Here is an 18,771-nt window from a genome sequence, read left to right as displayed (position 1 = left end):
GGCGGGCTGGCAGGCGCGGTCGAAGCGGCGCATGATCGCGGCCAAACGCGCAGGGCGTGCGGGCGCGGACGGCAGGCGGAAGCGGGAGCGGCGATGATCGGCAAAGCGGTAGGCGCGGGTGGCTGCGCAGGGGCGATGGGCTGGATCCTGGCCTGGTCGATCGCGTGGATGCCCGCCGCCGCGATCGGCGCCGACGCCGTCGGCGCGGTCGCCAACACCGATGCGGCGCAGGCGCCGTCGATCCCGCTGCTGGGCGGTTACCTGCGCGAGACGCGGGTGGTCTATCCGCTGCGCCTGGGCAAATGGCAGGCGGTGGACGAGCATCGCTACGACCGCCAGGAGTTCGGCGTCTCGGTGCGTTACGCCCTGAGCAACCGCAGCGATCGCTGGATCGACGTGTACTTCTATCCGGCCGGCGCGCTGTCGGCGGACGAGTTCGAGCGCGCCGCCGACGAAGAGCGCGAGGCCTTGGCCCAGGTCGGCCGCGAACCGGGCGGCTACGAAGACATGGACATGGGCGATCTGCGCAGCTTCGCCTACGCGCCGCGCCGGGGCGGCGCCGCCAGCGGGCGCTCGCTGGCGCTGGCCTACACCAGCCAGGGCGAGCGCAAGAGTTCGGCGATGACCCTGCAGTTGGACCGCATGTACATGGTCAAGGGCCGCTACAGCCTGCCGGCCAAGGCGGCCACGCGCGAGCAGGCGCGCGCCTCGCTGGAGGCCTTCGTGACCGACCTGTCCAAGCGCCTCACCGTGGCCAGCACCGGCCGCTGCTGGGATCCGTTGCCGATCGAAAAGCTCGAGGCTGGCGCGCCCGAGCCGCGCGGCGCCGTGTCCACGTTGACCAAGAACGGCCAGGGCAGCGCCTATCTGATGCGCGACCGGGTGCTGGCGCGCGAGCCGCAATCGACCGAGGCGCAGGCGCTGATGATGATCGGCATGGGCCTGGGCAAGCGTCTGCAACCGGGATGCGAACCGCCCGAGGACATCGAGCAGGTCGTGCCCAAGGACATGCGTGAGATCCGCCTGGAATACGGCGCGCCCAGCGACGCGCCGGCCGATCCCTCGCGGCTGTTGCGCAGCAACAAGATCGATGTCGGCTAGGCGGGATCCGCGGTTCGCAGTTCGGCGGGGCGCGACTACGGCAGTTCGGTGACGCTGATGTCGTCGTGGTAGACGATGCGGGTCAGCGCGGCGGCCGGCACCTGTTCCGAATCCGGCCGGTACAGGCCCCACTGCATGGTGCCGGCGGTGCCGGCGAAACTGGGGTCGAAGGTCGCATAGGCCGGCTCGATCACCTTGCGCTGATAGTCGCTGTCGCCGTCGCGGCGCAACTCGGCGATGAAATAGCCGCTGTCGTCGCGCGCCCACAGCACCTCGAAGCGGAAGTCCAGCCAGCGATTGTCGTAGGGGCGGATGTCGTCGATCAGGACCGCCTGCTTGCTGCCGTAGCGCAGGATCATCTGATTGCGGCGCACGCCGACGAACATGTCCGGCCCGCCGTTGTAGTGCTTGAACTGCCACAGGATGTCGACCGGCGCCGGGCCGGTGGCGGTCCAGTCCTCCCAATCCTTGAGCAACAGGCTGAAGGTGTACAGGCGGCGCTGGCCCGGCTGGTATTGGCCCGGCCGATCGCCGTCGATGCGCACCTGGCCGGCCACGCTTTCGCTGCGCGGCGCGCCGAAGGAGACGTAGGCCGGATCGCGCAGGCTGACCTTGTGCGCGATCGCGTAGCGGCCCGAACGCGGCAGGTCGGACACCAGGTAGGCGGCGTCGGCGGCGGGCGCCTGCGTCGCGATCAGCCCGGGATAACCCGAATCCAGGGTGCCGGTTTCGTAGCCGATGTCCAGGCGCGGCGTTTGCGCCGACGCGGCATGCGCGGCGGCGAGCAGTAGCAGCGCCGCCGAGCGGCGGGCGTAGCGCGGCAGGAACGACATGCGGGACTCCGTGCGAAGAGGCGGCCGCGTCCACTGTAGGCGATGAAAAGTCCGCGATATGCGGACTCACTCACAATCCGCGCGCGCCCTAGCGCGCGCCTGTGTCAGCGCGCACTCAATTCGTGTACTGCGCGCACCATCGCTGCGACATGGTCGGGACTCATGTCCGGCGACAGGCCGTGGCCGAGGTTGAACACGTGGCCTTCGCGCGAGCCGCCGTTGCCGTCGCGGTAATCGTCCAGCGCGCGTCCGACTTCGGCGCGGATCGCTTGCGGCGTCGCGTACAGGGTGACCGGATCCAGATTGCCCTGGATCGCGACGCGGCCGCCGATGCGGCGCGCGGTATCGCCCAGGCCGATGGTCCAGTCCACGCCCACCGCTTCGGCGCCGCTGGCGGCCAGCTCTTCCAGATAGGGATCGTTGCCCTTGCCGAACAGGATCAGCGGCGCGCGTTCCGCGCCTGCGCCGCGCGGCAGTTCGGCGGCGATGCGCTGCAGGTAGCGCAGCGAGAACTCGCGGTACATCGCCGGCGACAGCACGCCGCCCCAGGTGTCGAACACCTGCAGCGCCTGCGCGCCGGCGGCGTGCTGGGCCTGCAGGTAGGCGATCACCGCGTCGGTGACCACGCCCAGCAGTTTGTGCATCGCCGCCGGGTCGTTGAGCGCGAGCGCCTTGACCTTGGAATAGTTGTCGCTGCCGCCGCCTTCGACCATGTAGCAGGCGATGGTCCAGGGGCTGCCGGAGAAACCGATCAGCGGCACCGAACCGTTGAGTTCGCGACGGATGGTGCGCACCGCGTCCATCACGTAACGCAGTTCGCCTTCCATGTCCGGCACGGCCAGGCGGTCGATGTCGGCGGCGCTGCGGATCGGGCGCTCGAACTTCGGGCCCTCGCCGTCGGCGAAGTACAGGCCCAGGCCCATCGCGTCGGGCACGGTGAGGATGTCGGAGAACAGGATCGTGGCGTCCAGCGGGAAACGGCGCAGCGGCTGCAGGGTGACCTCGCAGGCCAGCTCCGGGTTCTTGGCCAGGTTAAGGAAGCTGCCGGCCTGGGCGCGGGTGGCGCGGTACTCGGGCAGGTAGCGGCCGGCCTGGCGCATCAGCCACACCGGGGTGCGGTCGACCGGCTCGCGGCGCAGGGCGCGCAGGAAGCGGTCGTTGGCGGGTGCGGCGTCGATGGCGGTCATTCTGGTTCCTGGTGCGCGTGGGGGCGTCGGCTCGGGCGCGCATTATCGCGGCGCGGCGCGGGCGAAGCGAGCCGTATTGGCCTGCGTGGCTGCGTTGCTGTGTTCCGCCGCGGTGCGGTCAAGCGCGCGGCCCGCGCCGGCAAAGCCCGCGATCGCGCGGCGGCGGGCGTCGGGTCGCCGCTTCGCTGCGCCCGCGCGGGGCCGGATCACTCGGGCGGCGCTTCCGCGCCTTGGGCGAACATCAACTGGAAACCGCGCTTGAGTTGCTGGTCGCGCGCGTGCTCGAGCGCGGCGAAGGCGCTGTCGCGGTCCATGAACTGCTCCCGGCGCAGAGTGCTACGCCCGCCGATCTGGCCAGTTTCGCGCACCAGGGTCCAGCCGCCCAGCAGATCGGGCTGCAGCATCAGTTGCACGAAGCGCGGGGCTTCGCGGCCGTCGGGGCGTTGTTGTAGGAGCAGGCGCACGACCGGATTGTAGCGGCAGGCGGCGCCGCAACGGGGTCAGCCGCCGCGGAACTCGCGCCGATAGGCCGAGGGCGAGGTCTTGAGCGCGGCCGCGAAGCGCTGGCGCAGCGACACCGCCGAACCGAAACCGGTGTCGGCGGCGATCGCCTCGACCGGCCGGTCGGTGCTCTCCAGCAGCCGCTGCGCGCGCGCCAGGCGCTGGTTGAGCAGCCACTGCGCGACCGTGGTGCCGGTGGTCTGGCGGAAACGGCGGGTGAAGTTGCGCCGGCTCATCAGCGCGCGTTCGGCCAGCGCGTCCAGGCTGTGCGGCCGCTCCAGATGGGCCAGGGCCCAGCTCAGCACCCCGGACAGACGCTCGTCCTGGGCCGAGGCCGGCACCGGCCGCTCGATGTACTGGGCCTGGCCGCCCTGGCGGTGCGGGGCCACCACCAGCCGCCGCGCGACCCGGCTGGCCAGCTCGGCGCCGCAGCGCCGGCGCAGCAGGTGCAGGCAGCAGTCCAGCGCCGCCGCGGTGCCGGCCGAGGTGGTCAGTTCGGCATCGTCGACGTAGAGCACGTCCCATTGCAGGCGCACCTGCGGATAGCGCCGTGCGAAGTGCTCGCTCCAATGCCAATGGGTGGTGGCGCGGCGGCCGTCGAGCAGGCCGGCCTCGGCCAGCACATAGGCGCCCAGGCACAGGCCGACGATCTGCGCGCCGCGCGCGTGGGCCCGGCGCAGGGCCTGCAGCAGCGCCTCGGGCGGGCGTTCGTCGGCGTCGCGCCAGGACGGCACGATCACCACCCCGGCCTCGTCCAGGCCTTCCAGCCCGTGCTCGACCCCGAGGCTGAAACCGGCCTGGGTGCGCAGCGGGCCGGGCTCGGCCGCGCACACCCGCAGCTCGAAGCGCGGCTGGCCGTCGAAGCCGCGGTCCTCGAACACGATGCAGGGCACCGACAGATGGAAGGGGCTGATGCGGTCGAAGGCGACCACGGCGATGGTGTCGGGACTCATGGCCCGATTCTATCGAATATTGGCAATCGGGCCACTGTCGGCGATTCAGGCCCGGGCGGAGCATAGGCGTCGTCCGATTCCTCATTTCAGCCAGGAGTTCCGCCATGACCCGCAAGCGCGCCTTGATCGTCGTCGACGTCCAGAACGAATACTTCAACGGCGGTCTGCTCATCGAATACCCGCCGGTGAGCCAGACCCTGCCCAACATCGGCCGCGCCATGGACGCCGCGCGCGCCGCCGGCGTGCCGGTGGTGGTGGTGCAGAACACCGCGCCGCCGCAGGCGCCGGTGTTCGTCAAAGGCACGCCGGGCTGGGAGCTCAACGAAGTCGTCGGCGGTCGCCCGCGCGACCACTACATCGAAAAGAACTTCCCCAGCGTGTTCACCGGCACCGACCTCAAGGATTGGATCGCGAGCAACGGCATCGACACGCTCAGCATCGTCGGCTACATGACCCACAACTGCGACGCGTCCACCATCCTGGAGGCCGCGCACCTGCAGCTCAATGTCGAGTTCCTGCACGACGCCAGCGGCTCGCTGTCGTACGAGAACAGCGCCGGCCAGGCCAGCGCCGAGGAGATCCATCGGGTGTTCTCGGTGGTGTTCCAGAGCCGCTTCGCGGCGGTGCTGGGCACCGACGAATGGATCGCCGCGCTCGCGAACGACGCGGCGCCGTACCTCGACAATCCGTATGCGTCGAATCAGCGGGCGCTGGTGCGGGTGAAGGCGGCGGCGTAAGCGCGTCACGTGGCCGCAGCCGGTTTATCCGCGACCCGCCAAACCTCGCGTCATCGCCCTCTTCCGCCGGCGGCGCCTGAAGGCTGTCGGCGATAGAGGGGCGAGGGCCGCCTCTGCAAGCGAGCACCGCCGCGTCGCCGCCTATTGCGGCGGCAAGTCCACCGGCCCCTGCAGGGGGCTGAGTACCGTCTGGAACCAGAGCACGTCGCCCATCTGCAACGGAGTACCGGGCAGCACTCGCGCGACCACCTCGACCGTGCCGTTGTGATAGTCGTCGATCCGATACACCGACCTGCCGCTCTCCATCAAGCGGGTGGCGTGGACGTAGCGCAGACCGCTAAGGAAAATGTTCCAGTGGCCCACACGGTCGTTGAGCTTGGCTACGGCATTGGGCGAGGCGACGCTGGGATCCGAGTACGCGCGCACCGCGTTCGCGATCGACGCGGTCCAGGCATTCCAGTCGGTGGCGTAAACCACCGCCGAACTGCGCGGGCGTGGATTCAGGCTGTAGCGCTCCAGTAGTAATTGCGCTGCGATCTGGGCGCTATCGGTGGCGCAGTAATGCTTCTCGAGGTAATTGAAGCTCGCGCTCATGCCGTTGTCCCTATGCATTTGCCCCTGAAGGGCGCCGCGCCTTGTGGCCGCGGGCCGGTGCGCCACTGTGCGGCCAGCGACCGCGGCAAGCAAGGCGGGCTACGAATCGCACGCCGCTGGTCCTGGCTCAACCGTTCGCCAGTACGCGCAATACCGCCTCGTCGGCCACGCCCGCGGCGACCCGGGCCTGGCCGGCGTGGTCCCAGAGGATGAAGCGCAGGCCGGCGGCGTCGGCTTTCTTGTCCAGGCGCATGCGCGCCAGCAGCGCCTGCGGCGACAGCCCGGCCGGGATCGCGGTCGGCAGGCCGAAGCGTTCGAGCAGGGCGCGCAGGCGTTGCGCGTCGGCGGCGCCGGCCATGCCCAGCTCGGTCGACAGCCGCGCCGCCAGGACCATGCCGACCGCGACCGCCTCGCCGTGGTTGAGGCCGTCGCCGGTGGCGCCGGCGTAGCCCTGTTCGGTTTCGATCGCGTGGCCGAAGGTGTGGCCGAAGTTGAGCAGGGCGCGGTCGCCGTGCTCGTAGGGATCACGTGCGACCACGTCGGCCTTGTAGGCGCAACTGCGCGCGATCGCCTGGGCCAGGGCCGCGTCGTCGCCGTCCAGCAGCGCGTCGGCGTGCGCTTCCAGCCAATCCAGGAAGGTGTCGTCGAAGATCGCGCCGTACTTCACCACTTCGGCCAGGCCGGCGCGCAGTTCGCGCGCGGGCAGACTGCGCAGGGTTGCGGTGTCGGCGAACACCGCGCGCGGCGGATGGAAGGCGCCGACCAGGTTCTTGCCGCTGGGCAGGTCCACCGCGGTCTTGCCGCCGACCGAGGAATCGACCATCGCCAGCAGGGTGGTCGGCAGCTGCACCACGTCGATGCCGCGCATCCAGCAGGCCGCGGCGAAACCGGCCAGGTCGCCGACCACGCCGCCGCCCAGGGCTAGCACGGTGGCGTCGCGGGTGGCGCCGAGCCGGGCCAGCGCATCCAGGCATTCGCCGAAGCGGGCCAGGTTTTTTTCGTGTTCGCCCGGCGGCAGCACATAGCGCCCCAAGGCCAGATTCGGCTTGGCCGCGTGCAGCGCGTTTTCCAGCGCGTCGGCATACAGCGGCGCGACGTTGCCGTCGCTGACGATCAGGGCGTGGCGGCCGCGCAGCCGGGTGGCGATGGGTTCGGCCTGCGCGAGCAAACCAGGACCGATCTCGATCGGGTAGGGCGAGTCGCCGGAAACTTTGACGTGGTGCAGGGCGGGGGAAACCGGGGCGGTCATGCGGAGGCTCCGTGCGGGTGCGCAAGGCGGCGCCAGCAGCTGTCGAGTTGGTCGGCGAGCTTGTCCGCGGCCTCGGCCGCGGTCATGCGTTCGGTGTCGAAGCGCAGGTCGGCGACGTCGGCGTACATCGGCGCGCGCTGCGCGGACAGCGTGCGCAGCACGTCCTCGCGGTCCTCGCGCGCCAGCAGCGGGCGGGTGCGGTCGCGCGCCAGGCGCTCCAGCTGCGCTTCCACGCTCACCTGCAGGTGCACCACATAGCCGCGCTGGCGCAGCAGGGCGCGGTTGTCCGGGTCCAGCACCGCGCCGCCGCCGGTGGCCAGCAGCAGGCCGTCCTCGGCCAGCAGCTCGGCCAGGGTCGCGCGCTCGCGGGCGCGGAAGCCGGCCTCGCCCTCGCATTCGAAGATGGTGGCCACGGTGGCGCCGGTGCGCTGCTCGATCTCGCGGTCGGCGTCGGCCAGGCGCAGGCCGTAGCGCTCGGCCAGGCGGCGGCCGATGCAACTCTTGCCGGCCCCCATCGGGCCCACCAGGATCAGATTGCTCGCGGGATTCATGCCGCGATTGTAGCCAGCTGCGGCCCCGCGTCGGCGCCCGCGGGCTGTTGCGTGGCCTTAACGCCGGCCGGCCTAGGCTCGCCGTTCCGGCCGCAAACCCGCGCGCCGGCCAGACGGGAGCACGCCATGGCGATCGCCAAGATCATCGAACTCAACGCCTCTTCCAAGACCAGCATGGAGGACGCGGTCAAATCGGGACTGAAGAAGTGCGGCGAATCGGTGAAGAACATCAAGGGCGCCTGGGTCAACGAGATCAAGGTCGTGACCGACGACGACGGCACGGTCAACGAGTGGCGGGTCAACCTGCGGGTGAGCTTCATCGTCGAGTGAGGGCGCCCATCCGCGGCGGCGCGCCGGCCTGGCCGAGCACGCGCCGGCGCGCATCCAGCGCGACCGTCCAGTCCGCGATCTCCGGCAGCCGCGCCAGCGCCTGCCGGCTCACGCGTTCGAACAGGCGCACGAAACGTTCGATCTGGGCGCGGTCCATGCCGACGCGCCCGGGGCTGGCGGCCTGCAGCGCGCATTCCTGCTGCCAGCGCCATTCCGGCACGCGCCCGAAGCCCGGCGGCCGCAGGAACAGCAGCCGGTCCAGGCGCGCCCACAGCGGCGGATAGTCGTTCGCCAGGGCCCGGTTGCAGTAGCCGCGCCAGGCGCCGTCCGGATCCTCCTCGCGTTCCAGGGCGTTGACCGGCGCGCTCAGTTCCTGCGCCGTCTGCGCCGGGGTCTTGAGGAACCAGCCTTCGAACAGGGTCAGGTCGATGCCGCGCACCTGCGGCCAGCGCGACGGCGGCAGGCGCCGGTCGCCGAGTTTGTCGAAGCGCGGCAGCCGCGCCGCGCCGCATGCGCGCAGCGCGTCCAGGGTCGCGCAGGCCAGTTCGGGCTCGTGCGTGCCGGGCGGCCCGCGCGTGGCCAGCAGGGGATGCACCTGGCGGCCCAGGCGCGCGCGTTCGCGCCGGCCCAGGTAGCAATCGTCGACCGACAGCACCGCCACCCGCAGGCCGCGTTCGCGGGCGCGCGCGGCGACCTGCGCGGCCAGGGTCGATTTGCCGCTGCCCTGCAAGCCGGCGATCGCGTAGACGCGGGCGGCGTGGCTGAGGGCGTCGTCGAGCACGCGCTCGACGAAATCCGCGCCGTAGGCGTTGGCGGCGGAGGGATGCGGAACGGGCGCCATCGCGCCACAATAACGCAATGAACCCACATCCCTTGTTAGCCGAAGCCATCGCAGGATTTTCCGGTCTGTTCGAGGAAGCGCGCGCCGCCGGCGAGCCCGATCCCACCGCCATGACCGTCGCCACCGCCGGCCTGGACGCGCGGCCGTCGGCACGCATCGTGCTGCTGAAGGCGCACGACGCGCGCGGTTTCGTGTTCTACACCCATCTGGACGGCCGCAAGGGCCGCGAGTTGCAGGCCAATCCGCATGCCGCGCTGCTGTTCCACTGGCCGCGCGTGCGCAACGGCGTGCAGGTGCGCGTGGAAGGCGCGGCCGAGATCGTGTCCGACGCCGAGGCCGACGCCTATTTCGCCTCGCGCCCGCGCGTGAGCCAGCTCGGCGCCTGGGCCTCGCTGCAGTCGGAAACCCTGGAATCGCGCGAGACCTTCGAACAGCGCCTGGCCCAGGTCGAGCAGCGTTTCGAGGGCCGCGAGGTGCCGCGCCCACCGCGCTGGACCGGCCTGCGCGTGCGCCCGGAGAAGATCGAGTTCTGGTACGGCGCCGATTTCCGCCTGCACGAGCGCTGGCTGTACGAATGCGACCGCGCCGGCGACTGGTCCAAGCGGATGCTGTATCCGTGAACCAAGCCGCGCGGGTGCGGCCGGCGACCGCGGCCGATCTGGCCGACTGGGCGGCGCTGCGCGCGGCGCTGTGGCCGGACGACGACGGCGCGCCGGCGAACGATCATGCGCAGGAGATGCGCGACATGCTGTCCCGCCCCGAGCGCGAAATCTGCCTGCTCGCCTTCGACGAAAGCGGGCGGGCCTGCGGTTTTGCCGAAGCCAGCCTGCGCCGCGACTACGTCAACGGCACCGAGACTTCGCCGGTGGGCTTTCTCGAAGGCTGGTACGTGGCGCCGCACTCGCGCGGGCGCGGCCTGGGCCGGGCCTTGATCGAAGGAATCGAGGCCTGGACGCGGGCGCACGGCTGCGAGGAGCTCGCGTCCGACTCCCTGCTCGACAACGATCAAGCGCATAGCGCGCACGCGGCCTGCGGTTTCGAGGAAACCGAGCGCGTGGTGTATTTCCGCAAATCGCTGCGTTGAGCCACGACCGCCGCCACCCCCACCGTAGGATGCGGTGAGCGCAGCGAACCGCATCGCCGCGTCCATCGGCAACGGCGAAGGCGCCGGCCCTCAATACTCGCGCTTATACCAAAATGTATGCTGCATCGGCGCCATGCCGGCGCGTTCGTAGAAGCCGACCGCCTCGGGCACCGAGGCCAGGATCAGGCTGACCGTGGGCCCCAGCTGCCGGCGTGTCTCGTCGAGCAGGCCCTTGCCGACGCCCAGCCCCTGCGCCGATTTCGACACCGCCAGCTCCGACAGGTAGCAGCACCAGGCGAAGTCGGTGACGCAGCGCGCGATGCCGACCAGCTCGCCGTCGGGCCGGCGCGCGGTCACGATCAGATTGGCCGCATCCAGCATCTGCCGCAGGCGCGGTTCGTCGCCGACCGGGCGGATCGCGGCCAGGCCGGAATCGACCAGGACCTGGCGGAAATCGGCGACGGCGACCCCGGCCTCGCGCGCATAGACGATAGCGGTTTCCATGGCCGCGAAGATCGCATCGCGCGGGGCGGCCGGCCACCGCCTGCGCACCGGTAGTGCGACAATCGGCGCATGGGCCCCCAACGCATCGTCTGCCTCACCGAAGAACCCACCGAGACGCTGTACGCGCTCGGTCAGCAGCATCGCATCGTCGGCATCAGCGGTTTCACCGTGCGCCCGGCGATCGCGCGCAAGGAAAAGCCCAAGGTCAGCGCCTTCACCAGCGCCAAGATCGACGAGATCCTCAAGCTGGAACCGGACTTCGTGATCGGTTTCTCCGACATCCAGTCCGAGATCGCCGCCGCGCTGATCAAGCAGGGCGTCGAGGTCTGGATCAGCAACCACCGCAGCGTCGAGGGCATCCTCGATTACATCCTGCGCCTGGGGGGCCTGGTCGGCGTCGCCGACCAGGCCGTGGCCTACGCCGACGGATTGCGCCGCGGCCTGGACGAGATCGAACGCCAGACCCGGGCCTTTCCGCGCCGGCCCAAGGTTTATTTCGAGGAATGGGACGAGCCGCTGATCACCGGCATCCGCTGGGTCGCCGAACTGGTGCGGATCGCCGGCGGCGACGACGTGTTCCCGCAGCATGCCGCGCAGTCGCTGGCCAAGCATCGCATCCTGGCCGACCCGGCCGAGGTCATTCCGCTGGCGCCGGACATCGTGTTCGGCTCCTGGTGCGGCAAGAAATTCCGCCCCGAGCGGGTCGCCGCGCGGCCGGGCTGGGACGCGATCCCGGCGGTGCGCGACGGCGAGCTGCACGAGATCAAATCGCCGCTGATCCTGCAGCCCGGCCCGGCCGCGCTCAGCGACGGCGTGGCCGAGATCGCTGCGCATATCCGCGCCTGGGTGCAGCGCAACAATTAAGCCGGGTCAGGCGCTTGGCGGGCCCGGCCCGGCGCGATAGGTATCACAGTTCGCTCCCGTATGGTGCGCTGCGGCGTGCAGGCGCCATACGCATTCGTACAGTCGGCCGAGCCGGCGCCGCCGGCCTCGCCAACGGTACGGCACGGTTTCTGGGAGGGAACATGTCGCGATCGAATCTGCGTCCGGGCGCGCTGCGCATCGGAGTCTGGGGCCGGCTGCTCGCGGTCCTGCTGTTGCTGGCCGCGGCCCTGCCGGCCAGCGCCGACGATTACACCAAGACCCGGCATCCGGTCGTGCTGGTGCACGGCCTGTTCGGCTTCGACGAACTCGGCGGCGTCTACGACTACTGGTACGACATCCCCGGCCAACTGCGCGCGGGCGGCGCCACGGTCTATGTGGCCAACGTGTCCTCGGCCAATTCCAGCGAACTGCGCGGCGAACAGCTGATCGACTACCTGGAAACCCTGCAGGCGACCTACGGCCACGGCCGCTTCAACCTGATCGGCCACAGCCATGGCGGGCCGACCGCGCGCTACGTCGCCTCGGTGCGCCCGGACCTGGTCGCCTCGATCACCTCGATGGGCAGCCCGCACACCGGCAGCAAGGTCGCCGACGGCATCGGCACCGCGTTCCCGCCCGGTTCGCCGGGGCGCGGCCTGGTCGCCGGCCTCGCCGACGCGCTGGGTTCGTTCCTGGAATTCCTGTCCGGCGACGACGATCCGCAGGACGCGCTGGCGGCACTGGAGTCGCTGAACAGCGCCGGCGCGGCCGCGTTCAACGCGCGCTATCCCGAGGGCCTGCCGGCCAGCGCCTGCGGCCAGGGCGCGGCCAGCGTGCGCGGCGTGCGCTACTACTCGATGGGCGGCACCTCGCCGCTGAGCAACGTGTTCGACCCCAGCGATCTGCTGATGGGCGCGGGCGCGCTGTTCTTCGGTTTCGAGGCCAACGACGGCCTGGTCGGGCGCTGCTCCTCGCACCTGGGCAGCGTGATCCGCGACGACTACGCCTGGAACCACCTCGACGAGGTCAACCAGGTCGCCGGCCTGCGCGGCCTGTTCGCATCCAACCCGCCCAGCGTCTATCGTGCCCATCTCAATCGACTGAAGAACGCCGGGTTGTAGGCATGCTGCGTTTCACCCTCGCCTTGATGCTGGCGGCTTGCATAGCGCTGGTGCTGGCACTGTCGAACTGGCGTCGCGAGGCGCCGCCGCCGGCCGGCGCCTCCGTGCCGACGGCGGCCGCGAAGGCGGCCGTCGATGCGCAACCGGCGCGCAGGCGCGCCGCCGCGGCGGCCGCGGGCGATTCCCTGCGCGGCACCGCCGCCGACGGCGCGGTCACCCTGAACGCGGCGGGCAAGGCGGTGCCGGACCGCGCCATGCGGCGCCTGTTCGATTATTTCCTGACCCGCCTGGGCGAGCGCCCGCCCGCGGCGATCCGCGACGACCTGCGCCGCCATCTGCAGCCGCGTGTGAGCGCGCCCACGGTGTCCCAGGTGCTGGCCTGGTTCGACGCCTATGTCGCGCTGGAGCGCGAAAGCGCGGTTCTGGGCGTGGGCGGCGATCTGCGCACCGATCTGCAACGCCGCCGCGAACTGCGCCAGCGCCGCCTCGGCGCCGCGGTCGCGCAGGCCTGGTACGGCGAGGACGAGCGCCGCCTCGAACACGCGATCGCGCGCCAGGCGCTGCTGCGCGAGCCTGGCCTCACGCCTGTGCAGCGCGCCGCGCGCCTGCGCGCGCTGGATGTCGCGTATGGCCTGGACCTGGATCCGAGCCGCACGGACAGCGAGGCCGTGGTCCTGGCGATGCGCCAGAACGCGCAGTTCGACGCCCAGGGCGTCGCGCCGGAACGCCGCTACGCCGCACGCGAAGCGGCGTTCGGAACGGAGGCGGCGCAACGCCTGGCCGCGCTCGACCAGCGCCGCGCGCACTGGAACCGACGGGTCGCCGCGTATCGCCAGCAGCGCGCGCGCGTGCTCGCCGATCGCGGATTGGACGAGGCGCAACGGCAGGCGCGCCTGGCCGCCCTGCTGGCGCCGTTCGACGCCAGCGAACGCCTGCGCATCGAAGCGCTGACGCGGGACTAGGACGCGCGCCTCAGCGCGGATAGAACTCGCGGCTGAACTGCAGGGTGGTCGGCGTGCCACCTTCCGGCGCCACGCTCAACTCGAAACGCAGGGTCTCGGGCAGGGCGATATCGAGCGTGCCGATGTAATCCAGCAACTGCGCGCCGCCGGGCTCGCCGGTGCGCAGTTCGCGCAGTTCCAACACGCGGCGTTGACCGCGCAGATCGGTGGCGACCGCGCTCACGCGCGCAGGGATGGCGCTGTCCTGGCCGTCCGGGCCGCGCCGCACCGCCACCAGCAACAGCACGCTGGCATCGTCGCGCGCGATTCCGTACTGCTGCGCGACCGCCGGCGACAGCGCCGAGGTCTGCAGCGCGCTGGCGCGCACGCTGACGTCGCCGCTGCGCACGATGGCCTCCTGCGGCGCCGCGCCGGCGCTGCCGGAGCCGCTGGGCGGCGCGGCCTCGCGGCCGCAGCCGCCGAGCAGGGCGAGGCTGAGCAGGCACAGGGCGGGGACGATGCGCATGGCGGCGGTTCCGGTCGGAAGGGTCAGTCGTTGGCGGCCGAGAGCTCGCGGCCGCGTTCGGTGGCGGCGGCGATCGCGGCCGCCACCAGCGGACGCAAGCCGCCGGTCTCGAAGGTTTCGATCGCGGCCTGGGTGGTGCCGCCGGGCGAGGTCACCCGCGCGCGCAACACCTCGGCGGACTCGTCGGAGCGGCTCAGCATGGTCGCCGCGCCCAGCAGGGTCTGGTTGACCAGGGCGCGCGCGGCCGCGGGCGCCAGGCCCTGGGCCTCGCCCGCGGCCTGCATGGCCTCGGCCAGCAGGAACACATAGGCCGGGCCGCTGCCGGAAACCGCGGTGACCGCGTCCATCTGCGCTTCCTGGTCGATCCACACGGTGGCGCCGACCGCCTCCAGCAGCGCCGCGGCGCGTTCGCGCTGCGGCTGCGCGGTGGCGGCGTTGGCGTACAGGCCGGTGATGCCGGCGCCGAGCAGGGCGGGCGTGTTCGGCATCGCCCGCACCACCGCCTGGCCGCCGCCCAGCCACAGGTCCAGCTGGCGCGCGGTGATGCCGGCGGCGATCGAGATCACCAGCGGGTGCTGGGCCTGCGCCAGCGGCGCCAGCGCCGAGCACACGCTGCGCATCACCTGCGGCTTCACCGCCAACAGCCACACGCTGGCGCCGGTGGCGGCCTCGGCCGCATTGGCGTAGCTGCGCACGCCGAAATCGCGCTGCAGGGCCTCGCGCAGCAGATCCACCGGTTCGGCTACCCGGACCGCGTCGGCGTCGCCGCCGCGCGCGACCAGGCCGCCGATCAGGCTGCGCGCCATGTTGCCGCCGCCGATGAAGGCGACCGGGCTGAGCGGGGACAGGGCGGTATCGGATGCGGGCATGGCGACGGCGGCGTGCGGCTGGGAGCGCCAGCATACCCAGGCGGCCGCGCTCCCGCGTTAGGGTGCGCCCGGCAGCGGCGGACAGGGCCGATCGTGCAGGCGCGCCTCGAAGCGATGGCGCGGCACGTAGTCGCCGACGTAGCTCAAGGCGATCCGGCCCGACCACAGCAGGTCGTAGCGGTCGCTGTCGCCACGGCGGACGAAGCGGATGCGGTGATCGACGGCGCTGTCGTGGCCGAGCAGATAGAGCCCGAAGGCCGGCTCCTCGTCGGAATCGGGCAGTTCGCCGTCGCCGTCGAAAGCTTCGACCGCGAACTCGGCGCCGTCCAGCGCCGCCAGCGAAAACTGCGCCAGCGGACCGACCCGGAGGCCGCCGCCGTGACCGCCGCCCCAATAGGTCGAGGACAGGGTGCAGCGGTGGTAGTTGCCCCATACGCCGGGCGCGGTCCAGGCCGGGGCCGCGTCCTCTTCGTCTTCCTCGATCTCGCGCTCGGCGTAGTAGGCGGCGCTGACCAGGTGCAGGTCGAACCACAGGTCCTCGCCTTCGACCCGCGCGCTCCACTCGAACTCGGCGATGGCGTGGCCTTCCGGCCAAGGGTTGCCGGGAAAGACGATGCGGTCTTGCGGGTGCGGCGCGGCGCTCATGCGGAGGCCTTCGGCGGACGCGCGCCGAACAGGGCGGTGCCGATGCGGACCATGGTGGCGCCTTCCTCGATCGCGATGGCGTAGTCGTCGCTCATGCCCATCGACAGGGTGTCGATGCCGGGGTGGTCCGCGCGCAGCGACGCGAACAGGGCCTGGCTGCGGCGGAAGGCGGGCCGGCGCAGCTCGGGCTGCGGGTGCGGGGCCGGGATCACCATCAGCCCGCGCAGGCGCAGGCGCGGTTCGGCGGCGATCGCCGCGGCCAGCGCCGGCGCGTCCTCGGGCCGGCAGCCGTGCTTGCTGGCCTCGTCGTCGATGTTGACCTGGATCAGCACCTGCAGCGGCGCGCGCGCCGGATCGCGGTGGCGGGCCAGGGCCGCGACCAGCTTGGGCCGGTCCACGGTCTGCACCCAGTCGAATAACTGCGCGGCCTGCTCGGCCTTGTTCGATTGCAGGTGGCCGATCAAATGCCACTCCAGTCCCAGTTCGGCCAGGGCCGCGGTTTTGGCCGCGGCTTCCTGAACATAGTTCTCGCCGAAGGCGCGTTGCCCGGCCGCCGCCAGTTCCGCGACGGCGGTCGCATCCTGGGTCTTGCTGACCGCGAGCAACTGCGGTACTGGCCGCTGCGCAAGGCGCGCGGCGTTATCCAACTGGTGCAAGATGCCGAGCAGGGCGTGCGCGCGCACGATGGGAAATCCTGTGAAAGAGGGCTGGTTCGGCAATGCGGGTACGGGGCTATACTGCCTCGCAGGGGACGCTTCCCGCCACTTGCGGCTGGCCACCATTGTCGCTCGTTTGCGTTTGGGCGTTTTCGCTGTAGCTTCGCCACGTGTGGTTTGAAGTTTCCATCTGAAGTTCTGTTGCAGTGCGGGGGAGCACGCATGGATATCGCCGAACTGTTGGCGTTTTCGGTCAAGAACAAGGCATCCGACTTGCATCTGTCGGCCGGCCTGCCGCCGATGATCCGCGTCGACGGCGACGTGCGGCGCATCAATATTCCGGCGCTGGACCACAAGCAGGTCCACTCGCTGGTGTACGACATCATGTCGGACAAGCAGCGCCGCGATTACGAAGAATTCCTCGAGGTCGACTTCTCGTTCGAGATCCCCGGCCTGGCCCGCTTCCGCGTCAACGCGTTCAACCAGAACCGCGGCGCCGGCGCGGTGTTCCGTACCATTCCCTCGGAAGTGCTGTCGCTCGAAGACCTGGGCTGCCCGCGCATCTTCAAGGAACTGATCGAACAGCCGCAGGGCCTGATCCTGGTCACCGGGCCGACCGGTTCGGGCAAGTCGACCACGCTGGCGGCGATGATCGACCACATCAACAAGAACGAGTACGCGCACATCCTGTCGGTCGAAGACCCGATCGAATTCGTGCACACCTCGCAGAAGTGCCTGATCAACCAGCGCGAAGTCCACCGCGACACCCACGGCTTCAACGAGGCCCTGCGTTCGGCGCTGCGCGAAGACCCCGACTACATCCTGGTCGGCGAGTTGCGAGATCTGGAAACCATTCGCCTGGCGCTGACCGCGGCCGAGACCGGCCACTTGGTGTTCGGCACCCTGCACACCTCCTCCGCGGCCAAGACGGTCGACCGCATCATCGACGTGTTCCCGGCCGGCGAAAAGCCGATGGTGCGCTCGATGCTGTCCGAGTCGCTGCGCGCGGTGATCTCGCAGGCGCTGCTGAAGAAGGTCGGCGGCGGTCGTACCGCGGCCTGGGAGATCATGGTCGGCATCCCGGCGGTGCGTAACCTGATCCGCGAGGACAAGGTCGCGCAGATGTACTCGGCGATCCAGACCGGCCAGAACCACGGCATGATGACCCTCGACCAGCACCTGCAGGACCTGGTGAAGCGCGGCATGATCCTGCGCCCGCAGGCCCGCGAGTACGCCAAGGACAAGCGCCTGTTCGATTGAGACCGGGATTCGAGATTCGGGATTCGGGATTGGTTAAAAGCAGTATTCAGTTCAGGCCGGAGTTGCGGCGCGGGGCCGGGGTTCGCGAATCCCGAATCTCCCACCCCCGATCCCGGCTCCGTAGGAGCATCCCATGAGCACCATCGACTTCACCTCGTTCCTCAAGCTGATGGCGCACCAGAAGGCGTCTGACCTGTTCATCACCGCCGGCATGCCGCCGTCGATGAAGGTCCACGGCAAGATCTCGCCGATCACCCAGAACCCGCTGACGCCGCAGCAGAGCCGCGACCTCGTGCTCAACGTCATGAACCCTCAGCAGCGCGAGGAGTTCGAGAAGACCCACGAGTGCAACTTCGCCATCGGCGTGACCGGCGTCGGCCGCTTCCGCGTGAGCTGCTTCTATCAGCGCAACCAGGTCGGCATGGTCCTGCGCCGCATCGAGACCAAGATCCCGACCGTCGAAGAGCTCAATCTGCCGCCGATCATCAAGACGCTGGCGATGACCAAGCGCGGCATCATCATCTTCGTCGGCGCGACCGGCACCGGTAAGTCGACCTCGCTGGCGGCGATGATCGGCTACCGCAACATGAATTCCAGCGGTCACATCATCACCATCGAGGACCCGATCGAATTCGTGCACAAGCACGAGGGCTGCATCATCACCCAGCGCGAGGTCGGCATCGACACCGACAGCTGGGACGCCGCGCTGAAGAACACCCTGCGCCAGGCGCCGGACGTGATCATGATCGGCGAGGTGCGCACCCGCGAGGGCATGGACCACGCCATCGCCTTCGCCGAAACCGGCCACCTGGTGCTGTGCACCCTGCACGCCAACAACGCCAACCAGGCGATGGACCGCATCATCAACTTCTTCCCCGAGGATCGCCGCGGCCAGTTGCTGATGGACCTGTCGCTGAACCTCAAGGGCGTGGTCGCGCAGCAGCTGATCCCGACCCCGGACGGCAAGGCGCGCCGCGTCGCGATGGAAATCCTGCTGGGCACGCCGCTGGTCCAGGACTACATCCGCGACGGCGAGATCCACAAGCTCAAGGAAGTGATGAAGGAGTCCACGCAGCTGGGCATGAAGACCTTCGACCAGGCCCTGTTCGAGCTCTACCAGGCCGGCGAGATCAGCTACGAGGACGCCCTGCGTTACGCCGACTCGCAAAACGAAGTGCGCCTGCGCATCAAGCTCGCCCAGGGCGGCGACGCCCGCACCCTGGCCCAGGGCCTGGACGGCGTCGAGGTCGCGGAAGTGCGCTGAGCGCCTCGCAAGTTCGTCGCAGGCACGAGAAGCCCGGCTGGTCCGGGCTTCTTGCCGTTTGGGCGATCCGGATGCGCCAGGCGCCGCGCCGTCTCGCATGGCTCGGGCCGGCCGCGCACGGCAGCTGTCGTCGCCATCGCCGGACGCGCCGGCCCGCCCG

The 18,771-nt window shown here is 70.5% G+C and carries 23 protein-coding genes; 10 read left to right on the top strand and 13 right to left on the bottom strand.

What is annotated here, in order from left to right; genetic code table 11:
• Window positions 1-93 precede the first annotated feature (93 nt).
• On the top strand, window positions 94-1,101 hold the full coding sequence (locus tag V1318_RS16625) for a hypothetical protein (protein WP_332940846.1): 1,008 nt from the start codon (window positions 94-96) through the stop codon (window positions 1,099-1,101).
• Between the two features lie 35 nt (window positions 1,102-1,136).
• Here the strand turns inward: V1318_RS16625 and V1318_RS16620 are convergent, their stop codons facing one another.
• The 4 genes from V1318_RS16620 to V1318_RS16605 all read right to left on the bottom strand — a co-directional run bounded on the left by V1318_RS16620 (window position 1,137) and on the right by V1318_RS16605 (window position 4,575).
• Window positions 1,137-1,934: a heparin lyase I family protein gene (locus tag V1318_RS16620; RefSeq protein WP_332940845.1), complete on the bottom strand. Its 798-nt coding sequence runs from the start codon at window positions 1,932-1,934 to the stop codon at window positions 1,137-1,139.
• Window positions 1,935-2,038: 104 nt separating this feature from the next.
• Window positions 2,039-3,121, bottom strand: coding sequence for a uroporphyrinogen decarboxylase (hemE, locus tag V1318_RS16615; RefSeq protein WP_332940844.1), 1,083 nt, complete (start codon window positions 3,119-3,121; stop codon window positions 2,039-2,041).
• Window positions 3,122-3,327: 206 nt separating this feature from the next.
• Entirely contained in the window at window positions 3,328-3,585 is a 258-nt protein-coding gene (locus V1318_RS16610) for a WGR domain-containing protein (RefSeq protein WP_332940843.1), read from the bottom strand.
• A 36-nt stretch (window positions 3,586-3,621) separates the two neighbouring features.
• Window positions 3,622-4,575, bottom strand: coding sequence for a helix-turn-helix domain-containing protein (locus tag V1318_RS16605; protein WP_332940842.1), 954 nt, complete (start codon window positions 4,573-4,575; stop codon window positions 3,622-3,624).
• 104 nt (window positions 4,576-4,679) lie between these two features.
• Between V1318_RS16605 and V1318_RS16600 the strand changes: the two genes are divergently transcribed.
• Window positions 4,680-5,312, top strand: a complete 633-nt coding sequence (locus tag V1318_RS16600; RefSeq protein ID WP_332940840.1) for a cysteine hydrolase family protein — start codon at window positions 4,680-4,682, stop codon at window positions 5,310-5,312.
• A gap of 141 nt (window positions 5,313-5,453) precedes the next feature.
• On the opposite strand, the gene V1318_RS16595 is transcribed toward V1318_RS16600, so the two are convergent.
• The 3 genes from V1318_RS16595 to V1318_RS16585 form a co-directional block, all read right to left on the bottom strand.
• Window positions 5,454-5,924 (bottom strand): hypothetical protein, encoded by a 471-nt coding sequence (locus V1318_RS16595; protein WP_332940839.1) that lies wholly within the window; start codon window positions 5,922-5,924, stop codon window positions 5,454-5,456.
• A gap of 109 nt (window positions 5,925-6,033) precedes the next feature.
• On the bottom strand, window positions 6,034-7,155 hold the full coding sequence (gene aroB / locus V1318_RS16590) for a 3-dehydroquinate synthase (protein WP_332940838.1): 1,122 nt from the start codon (window positions 7,153-7,155) through the stop codon (window positions 6,034-6,036).
• Window positions 7,152-7,706, bottom strand: a complete 555-nt coding sequence (locus tag V1318_RS16585; protein WP_332940837.1) for a shikimate kinase — start codon at window positions 7,704-7,706, stop codon at window positions 7,152-7,154. The genes aroB and V1318_RS16585 overlap by 4 nt, the downstream gene beginning before the upstream one ends.
• A 126-nt stretch (window positions 7,707-7,832) precedes the next feature.
• On the opposite strand from V1318_RS16585, the gene V1318_RS16580 reads away from it, so the two are divergent.
• Window positions 7,833-8,036 carry a dodecin family protein gene (locus V1318_RS16580; RefSeq protein ID WP_332940836.1) on the top strand — a complete coding sequence of 68 codons (204 nt, stop codon included), beginning with the start codon at window positions 7,833-7,835 and terminating at the stop codon, window positions 8,034-8,036.
• Here the strand turns inward: V1318_RS16580 and V1318_RS16575 are convergent.
• The gene (locus V1318_RS16575; RefSeq protein ID WP_332940835.1) at window positions 8,023-8,877 is read right to left on the bottom strand and encodes a kinase; all 855 of its coding nucleotides are present in this window, start codon (window positions 8,875-8,877) and stop codon (window positions 8,023-8,025) included. The two genes, V1318_RS16580 and V1318_RS16575, sit on opposite strands and share 14 nt — an antisense overlap.
• 17 nt (window positions 8,878-8,894) lie before the next feature.
• Between V1318_RS16575 and pdxH the strand changes: the two genes are divergently transcribed.
• Complete coding sequence (gene pdxH / locus V1318_RS16570; RefSeq protein WP_332940834.1) at window positions 8,895-9,497, top strand: pyridoxamine 5'-phosphate oxidase; 603 nt, start codon at window positions 8,895-8,897, stop codon at window positions 9,495-9,497.
• Window positions 9,494-9,961, top strand: coding sequence for an aminoglycoside 6'-N-acetyltransferase (gene aac(6'), locus V1318_RS16565; protein WP_332940833.1), 468 nt, complete (start codon window positions 9,494-9,496; stop codon window positions 9,959-9,961). The genes pdxH and aac(6') overlap by 4 nt, the downstream gene beginning before the upstream one ends.
• 90 nt (window positions 9,962-10,051) lie before the next feature.
• Here the strand turns inward: aac(6') and V1318_RS16560 are convergent, their stop codons facing one another.
• Window positions 10,052-10,465 (bottom strand): GNAT family N-acetyltransferase, encoded by a 414-nt coding sequence (locus V1318_RS16560; protein WP_332940832.1) that lies wholly within the window; start codon window positions 10,463-10,465, stop codon window positions 10,052-10,054.
• 69 nt (window positions 10,466-10,534) lie between these two features.
• Here V1318_RS16560 and V1318_RS16555 point away from each other — a divergent pair, with 69 nt between their 5' ends.
• From V1318_RS16555 to V1318_RS16545, 3 genes are all read left to right on the top strand, one after another.
• Window positions 10,535-11,329 carry a cobalamin-binding protein gene (locus V1318_RS16555; RefSeq protein ID WP_332940831.1) on the top strand — a complete coding sequence of 265 codons (795 nt, stop codon included), beginning with the start codon at window positions 10,535-10,537 and terminating at the stop codon, window positions 11,327-11,329.
• A gap of 161 nt (window positions 11,330-11,490) precedes the next feature.
• Complete coding sequence (locus V1318_RS16550) at window positions 11,491-12,450, top strand: triacylglycerol lipase (protein ID WP_332940830.1); 960 nt, start codon at window positions 11,491-11,493, stop codon at window positions 12,448-12,450.
• Window positions 12,451-12,452: 2 nt separating this feature from the next.
• On the top strand, window positions 12,453-13,412 hold the full coding sequence (locus V1318_RS16545; RefSeq protein WP_332940829.1) for a lipase secretion chaperone: 960 nt from the start codon (window positions 12,453-12,455) through the stop codon (window positions 13,410-13,412).
• A 10-nt stretch (window positions 13,413-13,422) separates the two neighbouring features.
• Here the strand turns inward: V1318_RS16545 and V1318_RS16540 are convergent, their stop codons facing one another.
• Genes V1318_RS16540 through V1318_RS16525 form a run of 4 tightly spaced genes read right to left on the bottom strand, consistent with a single transcriptional unit; the run spans window position 13,423 to window position 16,078 of the window.
• Window positions 13,423-13,917: a DUF4426 domain-containing protein gene (locus V1318_RS16540; protein ID WP_332940828.1), complete on the bottom strand. Its 495-nt coding sequence runs from the start codon at window positions 13,915-13,917 to the stop codon at window positions 13,423-13,425.
• A gap of 23 nt (window positions 13,918-13,940) precedes the next feature.
• Entirely contained in the window at window positions 13,941-14,786 is an 846-nt protein-coding gene (proC, locus tag V1318_RS16535) for a pyrroline-5-carboxylate reductase (protein WP_332940827.1), read from the bottom strand.
• A 57-nt stretch (window positions 14,787-14,843) separates the two neighbouring features.
• Entirely contained in the window at window positions 14,844-15,431 is a 588-nt protein-coding gene (locus tag V1318_RS16530) for a hypothetical protein (protein ID WP_332940826.1), read from the bottom strand.
• The gene (locus V1318_RS16525; RefSeq protein WP_332940879.1) at window positions 15,428-16,078 is read right to left on the bottom strand and encodes a YggS family pyridoxal phosphate-dependent enzyme; all 651 of its coding nucleotides are present in this window, start codon (window positions 16,076-16,078) and stop codon (window positions 15,428-15,430) included. Before V1318_RS16525 ends, V1318_RS16530 begins: the two co-directional genes overlap by 4 nt.
• A 231-nt stretch (window positions 16,079-16,309) precedes the next feature.
• Here V1318_RS16525 and V1318_RS16520 point away from each other — a divergent pair, with 231 nt between their 5' ends.
• Both V1318_RS16520 and V1318_RS16515 read left to right on the top strand, forming a co-directional pair.
• Window positions 16,310-17,347 (top strand): type IV pilus twitching motility protein PilT, encoded by a 1,038-nt coding sequence (locus tag V1318_RS16520; RefSeq protein ID WP_055903397.1) that lies wholly within the window; start codon window positions 16,310-16,312, stop codon window positions 17,345-17,347.
• Window positions 17,348-17,480: 133 nt separating this feature from the next.
• The gene (locus V1318_RS16515) at window positions 17,481-18,611 is read left to right on the top strand and encodes a PilT/PilU family type 4a pilus ATPase (RefSeq protein WP_091632010.1); all 1,131 of its coding nucleotides are present in this window, start codon (window positions 17,481-17,483) and stop codon (window positions 18,609-18,611) included.
• Window positions 18,612-18,771 lie beyond the last annotated feature (160 nt).

It is taken from the genome of Lysobacter sp. CCNWLW3, from assembly GCF_036697405.1.
GTDB lineage: Bacteria > Pseudomonadota > Gammaproteobacteria > Xanthomonadales > Xanthomonadaceae > Lysobacter.
The sequence above is the reverse complement of the archived record's forward strand: the minus strand, read 5'-3'. Positions and strand labels throughout refer to the sequence as shown.

Bases quoted from the DNA above. Each gene is read 5' to 3' on its own strand.
- V1318_RS16625 (WP_332940846.1), top strand. From the start codon at position 94: ATGATCGGCAAAGCGGTAGGCGCGGGTGGCTGCGCAGGGGCGATGGGC.
- V1318_RS16620 (WP_332940845.1), bottom strand. From the start codon at position 1,934: ATGTCGTTCCTGCCGCGCTACGCCCGCCGCTCGGCGGCGCTGCTACTG.
- hemE (WP_332940844.1), bottom strand. From the start codon at position 3,121: ATGACCGCCATCGACGCCGCACCCGCCAACGACCGCTTCCTGCGCGCC.
- V1318_RS16605 (WP_332940842.1), bottom strand. From the start codon at position 4,575: ATGAGTCCCGACACCATCGCCGTGGTCGCCTTCGACCGCATCAGCCCC.
- V1318_RS16600 (WP_332940840.1), top strand. From the start codon at position 4,680: ATGACCCGCAAGCGCGCCTTGATCGTCGTCGACGTCCAGAACGAATAC.
- V1318_RS16595 (WP_332940839.1), bottom strand. From the start codon at position 5,924: ATGCATAGGGACAACGGCATGAGCGCGAGCTTCAATTACCTCGAGAAG.
- aroB (WP_332940838.1), bottom strand. From the start codon at position 7,155: ATGACCGCCCCGGTTTCCCCCGCCCTGCACCACGTCAAAGTTTCCGGC.
- V1318_RS16585 (WP_332940837.1), bottom strand. From the start codon at position 7,706: ATGAATCCCGCGAGCAATCTGATCCTGGTGGGCCCGATGGGGGCCGGC.
- V1318_RS16580 (WP_332940836.1), top strand. From the start codon at position 7,833: ATGGCGATCGCCAAGATCATCGAACTCAACGCCTCTTCCAAGACCAGC.
- V1318_RS16575 (WP_332940835.1), bottom strand. From the start codon at position 8,877: ATGGCGCCCGTTCCGCATCCCTCCGCCGCCAACGCCTACGGCGCGGAT.
- pdxH (WP_332940834.1), top strand. From the start codon at position 8,895: ATGAACCCACATCCCTTGTTAGCCGAAGCCATCGCAGGATTTTCCGGT.
- V1318_RS16560 (WP_332940832.1), bottom strand. From the start codon at position 10,465: ATGGAAACCGCTATCGTCTATGCGCGCGAGGCCGGGGTCGCCGTCGCC.
- V1318_RS16555 (WP_332940831.1), top strand. From the start codon at position 10,535: ATGGGCCCCCAACGCATCGTCTGCCTCACCGAAGAACCCACCGAGACG.
- V1318_RS16550 (WP_332940830.1), top strand. From the start codon at position 11,491: ATGTCGCGATCGAATCTGCGTCCGGGCGCGCTGCGCATCGGAGTCTGG.
- V1318_RS16545 (WP_332940829.1), top strand. From the start codon at position 12,453: ATGCTGCGTTTCACCCTCGCCTTGATGCTGGCGGCTTGCATAGCGCTG.
- V1318_RS16540 (WP_332940828.1), bottom strand. From the start codon at position 13,917: ATGCGCATCGTCCCCGCCCTGTGCCTGCTCAGCCTCGCCCTGCTCGGC.
- proC (WP_332940827.1), bottom strand. From the start codon at position 14,786: ATGCCCGCATCCGATACCGCCCTGTCCCCGCTCAGCCCGGTCGCCTTC.
- V1318_RS16530 (WP_332940826.1), bottom strand. From the start codon at position 15,431: ATGAGCGCCGCGCCGCACCCGCAAGACCGCATCGTCTTTCCCGGCAAC.
- V1318_RS16520 (WP_055903397.1), top strand. From the start codon at position 16,310: ATGGATATCGCCGAACTGTTGGCGTTTTCGGTCAAGAACAAGGCATCC.
- V1318_RS16515 (WP_091632010.1), top strand. From the start codon at position 17,481: ATGAGCACCATCGACTTCACCTCGTTCCTCAAGCTGATGGCGCACCAG.